This is a genomic window from Qipengyuania sp. (genome assembly GCF_043423005.1).
Taxonomy (GTDB): domain Bacteria; phylum Pseudomonadota; class Alphaproteobacteria; order Sphingomonadales; family Sphingomonadaceae; genus Qipengyuania.
The window spans coordinates 1-8,440 of sequence record NZ_JBHWMI010000078.1 but is presented as its reverse complement, the minus strand read 5'-3'; the positions used below and the strand labels follow the sequence as shown (position 1 = coordinate 8,440).

The 8,440-nt window shown below is 67.3% G+C and carries 9 protein-coding genes and 1 pseudogene; 5 read left to right on the top strand and 5 right to left on the bottom strand.

Features of this window, described 5'->3' with window-relative positions; genetic code table 11:
* Window positions 1-55 precede the first annotated feature (55 nt).
* The gene (gene hemF / locus ACHFFA_RS11045) at window positions 56-913 is read right to left on the bottom strand and encodes an oxygen-dependent coproporphyrinogen oxidase (RefSeq protein WP_394270889.1); all 858 of its coding nucleotides are present in this window, start codon (window positions 911-913) and stop codon (window positions 56-58) included.
* Window positions 914-959: 46 nt separating this feature from the next.
* On the opposite strand from hemF, the gene pdeM reads away from it, so the two are divergent.
* The 5 genes from pdeM to ACHFFA_RS11020 all read left to right on the top strand — a co-directional run bounded on the left by pdeM (window position 960) and on the right by ACHFFA_RS11020 (window position 5,331).
* A complete protein-coding gene (pdeM, locus tag ACHFFA_RS11040; protein WP_394270888.1) occupies window positions 960-1,667 on the top strand; it encodes a ligase-associated DNA damage response endonuclease PdeM in 708 nt (235 codons plus the stop codon).
* A 140-nt stretch (window positions 1,668-1,807) separates the two neighbouring features.
* Window positions 1,808-2,320: a translation initiation factor IF-3 gene (infC, locus tag ACHFFA_RS11035; protein WP_394270887.1), complete on the top strand. Its 513-nt coding sequence runs from the start codon at window positions 1,808-1,810 to the stop codon at window positions 2,318-2,320.
* A gap of 64 nt (window positions 2,321-2,384) precedes the next feature.
* Window positions 2,385-2,966, top strand: coding sequence for a hypothetical protein (locus tag ACHFFA_RS11030; RefSeq protein WP_394270886.1), 582 nt, complete (start codon window positions 2,385-2,387; stop codon window positions 2,964-2,966).
* Window positions 2,967-3,126: 160 nt separating this feature from the next.
* Complete coding sequence (locus ACHFFA_RS11025; protein WP_394270885.1) at window positions 3,127-4,428, top strand: cystathionine gamma-synthase family protein; 1,302 nt, start codon at window positions 3,127-3,129, stop codon at window positions 4,426-4,428.
* 12 nt (window positions 4,429-4,440) lie between these two features.
* Window positions 4,441-5,331, top strand: coding sequence for a RimK family alpha-L-glutamate ligase (locus tag ACHFFA_RS11020; RefSeq protein ID WP_394270884.1), 891 nt, complete (start codon window positions 4,441-4,443; stop codon window positions 5,329-5,331).
* Here the strand turns inward: ACHFFA_RS11020 and ACHFFA_RS11015 are convergent.
* The 4 genes and pseudogenes from ACHFFA_RS11015 to ACHFFA_RS11000 all read right to left on the bottom strand — a co-directional run.
* On the bottom strand, window positions 5,328-5,861 hold the full coding sequence (locus ACHFFA_RS11015; RefSeq protein WP_394270883.1) for a J domain-containing protein: 534 nt from the start codon (window positions 5,859-5,861) through the stop codon (window positions 5,328-5,330). The two genes, ACHFFA_RS11020 and ACHFFA_RS11015, sit on opposite strands and share 4 nt — an antisense overlap.
* 116 nt (window positions 5,862-5,977) lie before the next feature.
* Window positions 5,978-6,502 (bottom strand): peptidoglycan-associated lipoprotein Pal, encoded by a 525-nt coding sequence (pal, locus tag ACHFFA_RS11010; protein WP_394270882.1) that lies wholly within the window; start codon window positions 6,500-6,502, stop codon window positions 5,978-5,980.
* 68 nt (window positions 6,503-6,570) lie between these two features.
* The gene (tolB, locus tag ACHFFA_RS11005; protein ID WP_394270881.1) at window positions 6,571-7,965 is read right to left on the bottom strand and encodes a Tol-Pal system beta propeller repeat protein TolB; all 1,395 of its coding nucleotides are present in this window, start codon (window positions 7,963-7,965) and stop codon (window positions 6,571-6,573) included.
* A pseudogene (locus ACHFFA_RS11000) lies at window positions 7,962-8,440 on the bottom strand (energy transducer TonB); the annotation flags it as partial. The pseudogene ACHFFA_RS11000 and the gene tolB, both read right to left, overlap by 4 nt.

Sequence of the window (8,440 nt, the reverse complement as noted above, 5' to 3'; positions counted from 1 at the left end):
GGACGAGCTGGCCGACTGGTTCCGGCAGCATCTTGCCGCCGCGGCGGACTGAACCTCAGCTCCAGATCGCGCGGGGCGGCAGGCTCATCAGGATGGCATCGATATTGCCGCCGGTCTTGAGGCCGAACAACGTCCCCCGGTCATAGACGAGGTTGAACTCGGCATAGCGGCCACGCCATTCGAGCTGGCGCTGCACCTCGTCATCGCTGAAGGGCGTGTCCATCCGCCGGCGGACAAGCGCCGGGTAGATGCCCAGAAACGCCTCGCCGACATCGCGGGTGAAGGCGAAGTTGCGCTCGAAACTCGCGCGGTCGGTGCATTCGAGGTGGTCGTAGAAGATGCCTCCGACCCCGCGGCTGACCCCGCGATGGGGAATGAAGAAGTAGTCCTCCGCCCACTTGCTGAAGCGCTCGTAATAGGTCGGATTGTGGGCGGCGCAGGCCGCGCGGAAGCGGGCGTGGAACGCCTCGGTATCCTCCGCATAGGGTAGCGGCGGGTTGAGATCGGCCCCGCCGCCGAACCACGCCTTGCTGGTGGTGAGGAAGCGGGTGTTCATGTGCACCGCCGGCACGTGCGGGTTGGCCATGTGCGCCACCAGGCTGATCCCCGTCGCAGCGAACCCGGGGTTTTCCTCGCTCGCCCCGTTGATCGTCCCAGCAAACTCGGGGGCGAAGCTGCCGCGCACGGTCGAGACGTTGACGCCGACCTTCTCGAACACCTTGCCTTTCATCAACCCGCGGGTGCCGCCGCCGGGGTCGGGGTTGCCCTCCTCCTCGCGGTGCCACGGGGTGTATTCGAAGGCCGCGTCCGATCCTGCCTCGCGCTCGATCGCCTCGAATGCGCCGCAGATGCGGTCCCTCAGGCTTTCGAACCAGAGGCGCGCCTCGTCGGTTTCGCTCGTCCAGTCGCTCATGCGGGCAAGCCTTGCCATTGCCACGCGCCTGCGGCAATAGCGCGCCATGGTTCCCCTTTCGTTCGCTGACGAGGAATGGCTGCTGACGACCAGCGGCGCGCTGTACTGGCCGCGCGAACGGGCGTTGCTGGTGGCCGACCTGCATCTCGAAAAGGGCAGCTTCTTCGCTCAGGCCGGACAGTTCGTCCCTCCGTACGACAGCCGCGAAACGCTCGAACGGGTCGCCCTGGCGATTCGCGAAACGGGTGCGCGGCGGGTCATCACCCTGGGCGACAATTTCCACGATGCCGCCGGGGTCGCCCGGCTCGAGGCGCACGCCTGCGGGATGCTGGCGGCGCTGACCCGCGCGGTCGACTGGGTGTGGATCACCGGCAACCACGACGAAGGGCAGGATGGCGCGGCGCTGGCCGGTGCGTGCGGCGGCACCCTGGCCGAGGAACTGGAGATCGGCGGCGTGATCCTGCGCCACCGGGCGGTCATGGGCGAAACCCGGCCCGAATTGTCGGGACATTATCATCCGCGCCTGCAGGTCCGGGTCCATCGCCGCAATATCCGCCGCCCCTGCGCGGTGATCGGGGTCAACGACACAGGCAGCGGACGGATGATCCTGCCCGCCTTCGGCGCCTATACCGGCGGGATGAACGCGGGCGATCCGGCGATCCTCAAGGCACTGCAACCGGCCGACAGGATCGATGCCGTGGTGCCTGCTGCAGGGCGGCTGGCAACCTTCGCGCTGTGGCGAAAGGCGGCCTGAGCGCAACAGGCGCGGCAAAACCGCAACTGCGGCGCGGGTTTCCTCTTCCGCTTCGTCGGCCCTGCCATTACATGACGGCGGTCCGTTTCCACGACCAGAGGAGAATGCCCATATCCCGTCCACCCCGGCGTAGCCCGCAGATGCCCGTGAAGAGCGGCCCGCGCTACGATAACATGATCAATGTACCCAAGGTCCGCGTGATCGATCACGAAGGCGAAAACCTTGGGGTGATGTACACCCGCGAAGCGACCGAACAGGCCAACGAACTTGGCCTCAACCTGGTCGAGGTGTCCCCCAACGCGGACCCGCCGGTGTGCAAGTTCCTCGATGTCGGCAAGTTCCGCTACGAGGCGCAGAAGAAGGCGAACCTCGCGCGCAAGACGCAGAAGACCCAGGACATCAAAGAGGTCAAAATGCGCCCCAACATCGACGATCACGATTACGATGTGAAGATGCGCAACGTGAACAAGTTCATCGAGAACGGCGACAAGGTGAAGTGCACCCTGCGCTTCCGCGGGCGCGAAATGGCGCACCAGCAGCTCGGCATGGACCTGCTTAACCGGGTGCGCGACGATGTCGAGGAAATCGCCAAGGTCGAAAGCTTCCCGCGGCTGGAAGGCCGCCAGATGGTGATGGTGCTGGCGCCGAAATAAGCGCGTCCGGGCACGCAGACGAGTAACCGGGGAACGCCAAGCGCGTGGCCCCGGTTTTTCATGTGTGAAAATTGTTCGAGCCGCCCTCGCACTGACTTTCCTCGCCTCGCTCGCCGGTTGCGGTTCGCAGCCGCCCGGACAGGACAAGGTTATCAGCGTCGACATGGGCGATCTTCCGCCCGAAACGCCGCCGCCCCCGCCTGCCCTGGCCGCCGAAGCCGCTCGCGACGACGATGGCCGGCCCGAGCTTGCCCCGCCCCTCCTCGAGCCCGAGGCGGAGCGCGGCGAGACAGGCGCGCGCAACGTGCTTCTCGGCTTTGCTCGCGCGCTCGAACTGCGCGAATGGGGCCAGGCCTGGGCGATGCTGGACGAGACCAGCAAGGCGCGTTGGCCGACAGCCATCTGGCGCGAGATGTTCGCCGATCTGCGCAGCGTCAACGTGAGGGCGCGGGAGGGTACGATCGAAGGGGCCGCCGGCTCGTCCTACTACACCGCGCCGCTGGTTCTCACCGGCGAGGACCGGGCGGGGCGCCCGCTGCGCTACGAAGGCGAGGTGGTGCTGCGCCGGGTCAACGACGTCCCCGGCGCCGCGCCCGCGCAGCTGCGCTCGCATATGGAACGCTTGACGCTCGACCGGACCCAGTGACGGGCGTAGCTATTCTTGAACTGACCTCGCGCCCGCGATAAGGGCGCGCACCGAGAGGCATCGGCCGGAGAAGCGTTCCTGCGGAGGTTAGGAACGGGTGCCGCGATGCCCGACCGGCTCCCGCCTTCCTGGGAGCGCGTCCCACAGGAAGCACCCATCGATGAGCGATAACGACACCACCGCCGGCACGCTGCGCAACGGCAAGGAACCCAGGACGATCAATGGCCGCGCCCTGAAGCCGAGCACGCTGATGATGGGACACGGTTACGATCCGGTGCTGTCGGAAGGCAGCCTCAAGCCGCCGATCTTCCTGACCAGCACGTTCGCCTTCCCCAGCGCCGCCGACGGCAAGCGGCATTTCGAGGGCATCACCGGCAAGCGCCCGGGCGGCGCCGACGGGCTCGTCTATTCGCGCTTCAACGCGCCCAACCAGGAAATCCTCGAGGATCGCCTTGCCATCTGGGACAGGGCCGAGGACGCGCTCAGCTTTTCCAGCGGCATGACCGCGATCTGCGTCCTGATGCTGGCCTATGCCAGCCAGGGCGACGTGATCGTCCATTCCGGACCGCTTTATGCGGCAAGCGAGGGCTTCGTCGCCAAGGTGCTGGCACGCTTCGGGGTGCGCTATGTCGACTTTCCCGCCGGCGCGACCCGCGAGGAGATCGACGGCGTGCTGGCGCGGGCGAAGGACCTGGCGGCCGAGCACGGCGGCAAGGTCTGCATGGTCTATCTCGAAAGCCCCGGCAATCCGACCAACGCGCTGGTCGATGTCGAGGCGGTGCGCGCAGCGGTGGATGCTGCCCAGCTCACCTGCCCGATCGCCATCGACAACACCTTCCTCGGCCCGCTGTGGCAGCGCCCGCTCGAGCATGGGGCGGACATCGTGGTCTACTCGCTGACCAAATATGTCGGCGGGCACTCGGACCTCGTCGCGGGCAGCATCGCCGGGGCGAAGAAGTGGATCGATCCGGTGCGCAGCTTGCGCAACACGATGGGCGGCATCTGCGATCCCAACACTGCGTGGATGCTGTTGCGCAGCCTCGAAACGGTCGAACTCAGAATGCAGCGCGCCGGCGAAAACGCGGCGAAGGTCTGCGAATATCTCGCCCGCCACCCCAAGGTCGAGGGGCTGGGCTATCTCGGCATGATCGCCGATCAGCGCCAGCAGGACATCTACGACCGCCACTGCCTCGGCGCGGGCTCGACCTTCTCGGTGTTTCTCGCCGGCGGCGAGGCGGAATGCTTCCGCTTTCTCGACAACCTCAAGATCGCCAAGCTCGCGGTCAGCCTCGGCGGGACAGAGACGCTCGCCAGCCACCCGGCGAGCATGACGCACCTTTCGGTCGCGGAAGGGCGGCGGGCCGAACTCGGCATTTCCGACAACCTCGTGCGCATTTCCATCGGCATCGAGGACGCGGACGACCTCATCGCCGATTTCGAGCAGGCGCTGGAGGCGGTCTAGGGCGCCGCAAAGGTGCCGCGCATTGCCTTCCTCGCCTGCGCCGACACGCTCCCCGCCGGGGGCGAGCGGCGCGGCGATGCCTTCGAGCATGACCGCGAGGTCGCCGCCTTGCGGCCGGCTTTCGGGGCGGCGGGGCTGGAGCTGGTCGAGATCGACTGGCGCGCCCCGCTGCCTGCGTTCGACGGCATCGCGCTGGCGCTGATCGGGACGACCTGGGACTATCAGGACGATGCGCCCGCCTTTCTCGCCAAGCTCGAGGCTCTGGAGGCGGCGGGGACGCGGGTGTGCAACCCACCCGCCCTCGTCCGCTGGAATGCCGACAAGCGGTATCTGCAGCATCTCGCCCGGGCCGGCGCGCCGACCATTCCGACGCTGTGGCGCGATGACGTCACGGCGGCGGATATCGCGGACGCGCGCATCGCCCTCGGCTGCGACGATGTGGTGATCAAGCGGCAGGTCGGCGCGGGCGCGCTGGGCCAGTATCGCTTCGCCCCCGGCGAGGCCGCCGCCCCCGGGTGGCGCATGGGCCGGCCGGCTATGCTGCAGCCGTTCCTCGCCAGCATCGTCGAGGAGGGCGAATACAGTTTCGTCTTCATCGATCGCGCCGTGTCGCACGCCTTGGTCAAGCGGCCCCGGTCTGGCGATTACCGGGTCCAGTCGCTCTATGGCGGGGCCGAGGATTGCTGGACCCCGCCCGCCGCCGATCTGGCTCGGGCCGAGGCGGTGGTGGCAGCGATACCGTTCAACGACCTGCTCTATTGCCGGATTGACATGGTGCGCCTGCCTTCGGGCGAATTGGCGGTGATCGAGGCCGAGGCGGTCGAGCCCTACCTTTATCCCGATCAGGGCCCGCAGCTGGGCGAGCGGGTAGCGCGGGCGATCATCAGGCGCCTGGCCGCCTAGCCTTTCCAGCTGCGCCGGTCCTCGGCTGCTTTCAGCACCTCGTAGGCGAGCTGATATTTCTGGAACGCCGCAGCGGCCTCTGCATCGCCTGGCCTGACATCGGGATGGACGGCCTTGGCCCGCACCCGCCACGCACGCTTGACGTCCTCGAATTCGGCATCGGATTCCAGTTCGAACACCTCGAGCGCACGCATTTCGTCCGCGCTGCGGCTGCCGTCGCCGCTGGCCGCCCAACCGTAATGCTGCGCCTCGGCATAGCCGGCGTTCTCGGCCTGTTCTGAGCGGGCGCGCGCTGCCTTCTCGGCCCTGTCGAGGCCTTCGAAATAGTCCCACCGGGAATTGTATTCGGCGGCATGGGGCTGGCAGAAATGCCACCGTTCGCGGCTGTTGGGTGCCTTGGGCGCCGGGCAATCGCCGGGCTGATCGCAGCCGTGCCGATCGCACATCCGCACCGTCACCGCTTCCTGCGCCGCGCCATAGCCGCGCCAGCGGGGGAAACCCCAGTCGTTGGAGCGGCTCTTTCTAGACATCAATGAAACGCGGCGGGAGCGGGGCGGTATGCGGCATCGGCCTCAATCTAGGCGCCATGCCGCTCCACGCAAGACGGGACGGGACGCGATGCGCGCGCCCCGCCCCTTCGATGCCGTCAGTTGATCGTGACGGTGGCGGCGCGGCGGTTCTGGGCCCAGCTGCCTTCGTCCGAACCCAGTGCGACCGGGCGTTCCTTGCCATAGCTGATGGTGCGGATGCGGCTCTCGGGAATGCCGAGCGAAACGAGATAGTTCTTCGCCGCATTCGCGCGCCGTTCGCCCAGCGCAAGGTTGTATTCGCGCGTGCCGCGTTCGTCGGCATGGCCTTCGACGGTGAAGGTGACATTGCCATACTGCTGGAAATACTGCGCCTGGCGCTGAAGCTTGGCGGTATCCTCGGCGTCGATGTTGTACTGGTCGGTATCGAAATAGACCACCGTGTTCATCTGGCCGACATTGCTTTCGAAATGGCTCTGGCTGCCCGGTGCCCCAATGCCGTCCTGTGGCAGTGTGCCGGTGTTGGTGCCTGCATCATCGGTATTGACGGGCGCAGGCGGCAGTTCCTCGGGCGCCTTTTTCGAGCAGGCGGCAAGCGCCACGCTGGCCGCGATGAGAGTGGTGGTGGCTAGACGTGCATTCATGGCTGTCCCCTTTTTGTCAGCGCGCCGGGCGATGGCCCGGTCTTTTCAACCCTGTGTCATCAATGAAGTTACGGCAGGATCGGTCCCCACGCGGGGTCCGAGGCATCGCGCGGCGTCTCCAGCCGGCGTTCGTTTTCCCCCGTCAGGTCGACCTGCCACAGGCTGGTGCGGCCGGTCCCCCGCTCGGTGCGGAAGAACTGGATGATGCGGCCGTTGGGTGCCCAGGTCGGCGCCTCGTCCTGCCAACCCCGGGTCAGCGTGCGGACATTGCCGCCCGCCGGCGTCATCACCGCGATGTTGAAGCTGCTGGCGTTGGTGAACGCGATCTGGTCGCCGCGCGGGCTCCATTCGGGCGTGGCGCAGCGGCCGCCGCCAAAGCTGATGCGACGCTGGTTCGAACCGTCGGCATCCATGACATAGCATTGCTGACCGCCCGAACGGTCGCTCTCGAACACGATCTTCGTGCCGTCGGGGGAATAGGATCCGCCGATGTCGATCCCGGGCGTACTGGTCAGCCGCACGCTGGCCCCGCCCGATGCGGGAACGCGGTAGATGTCGGTATTGCCGGCGACCGCCATCGAATAGAGGATATAGCGCCCGTCCGGGCTCCAGCGCGGGGCGAACGTCGGGTTCGCGCTTTGCGTCACCAGCGTCTGCGTCCCGGTGCCGATGTCATAGACATAGATCCGCGGATTGCCGTCGACATAGCTGAGGTAGCTCAGCTTGCGATAGTCGGGCGAATAGCGCGGGGTCAGCGCGGTCGAGCGGCCATTGGTGATGAAGCGATGATTGGCCCCGTCGCTGTCCATGATGGCCAGCCGCTTGACCCGTTTGTCCTTGGGGCCCGTTTCGGCGATGTAGGCGACGCGGCTGTCGAAGAACGGGCTTTCGCCCGAGAGCCGCGAATAGACGAGGTCGGCGCATTTGTGCGCCGCGCGGCGCCAGTCCGCCGGGCCGACCGCCCAGCCTTCGGCAACCAGCCGCTGCTGCAACGCCATGTCGTAGAGGTAACAGCCGATGGTCAGCTTGCCATCGCTGCGCGCGCGGACATAGCCGTGCACCAGCATTTCCGCCCCGCGGTTGGACCAGGTGGTCCAGTTGGGCGCGGTGATCTCGCCATAGCTCGGCTGGGGCAGGGATTCCGGACCGGTCGGCTTGAACAGGCCGTTGTTCCTCAGGTCCGCGGTGATGACCTTCGCCAGTTCGCGGCCCAAGGCGGCGGTCCCCGCACTATTGGCCGGCGTCGGCACGTCGCGATCGGCGGCGAAGGCCGGGATCGCGATGCCGAGATCGTCGAGATTGCCTTCGAAACTGACCGAGCCGGTCAGCCCTTCGCCCTCGTCCACCGTCTCGACCTCGCCGCCTTCGGCGATCGGGGTGCCCAGGTCCTGGTTCTGCGCCAGTGCCGGGCTGGCAAGGATGGCGGCGGCGGCGGTGGCAAGAAGAAGGAGGGGTTTGATCATTGGGACAGTTTCCAGTCGAAATCCACGGTCACGGTTTTCCAGGCTTCGTAATATTCGGCCGGCAGATCGAACGGCGCGGCCAGCTGGACGGCCCGGACCGCCTGCTCGCCATGCCGCCCCGCCTGCGCCCGATTGGTGTCGTTGACCCCGCTCTGGCTGACCACGCTGGGCCGCCCCGACAGGCTGCCATCGCTGTTCAGCCGGAAGCGGATCCGGGTGACGATCTGTTCGACCTCGGGGCCGCTGGGCGGCTGCCACTGGGGGGCAACCTTGCGCCGGATGGCAGAAAAGAGCGACGCCTTGGCGCTGGCACCGATGGCACTGGCCGGGGTGCGGGTTTCGCTGCTGGTCGCGCTCGTTCCCGCGCCGGCGAGGAAATCGTTGCCGATCCGGCTGGCGCCTCCGGTTCTCGCCGCGGGCCTTTCGGCGGCGGGCCGGGCGGCGGTTCGGGCCGCCGGGGTCCGCGGCTGACATA

What these genes read in the sequence shown, in the direction of transcription:
- pdeM (WP_394270888.1), top strand. Translation starts at nt 960, where the DNA reads ATGGTTCCCCTTTCGTTCGCTGACGAGGAATGGCTGCTGACGACCAGC.
- pal (WP_394270882.1), bottom strand. Translation starts at nt 6,502, where the DNA reads ATGAATGCACGTCTAGCCACCACCACTCTCATCGCGGCCAGCGTGGCG.
- ACHFFA_RS11015 (WP_394270883.1), bottom strand. Translation starts at nt 5,861, where the DNA reads ATGTCTAGAAAGAGCCGCTCCAACGACTGGGGTTTCCCCCGCTGGCGC.
- tolB (WP_394270881.1), bottom strand. Translation starts at nt 7,965, where the DNA reads ATGATCAAACCCCTCCTTCTTCTTGCCACCGCCGCCGCCGCCATCCTT.
- hemF (WP_394270889.1), bottom strand. Translation starts at nt 913, where the DNA reads ATGAGCGACTGGACGAGCGAAACCGACGAGGCGCGCCTCTGGTTCGAA.
- ACHFFA_RS11025 (WP_394270885.1), top strand. Translation starts at nt 3,127, where the DNA reads ATGAGCGATAACGACACCACCGCCGGCACGCTGCGCAACGGCAAGGAA.
- infC (WP_394270887.1), top strand. Translation starts at nt 1,808, where the DNA reads ATGCCCGTGAAGAGCGGCCCGCGCTACGATAACATGATCAATGTACCC.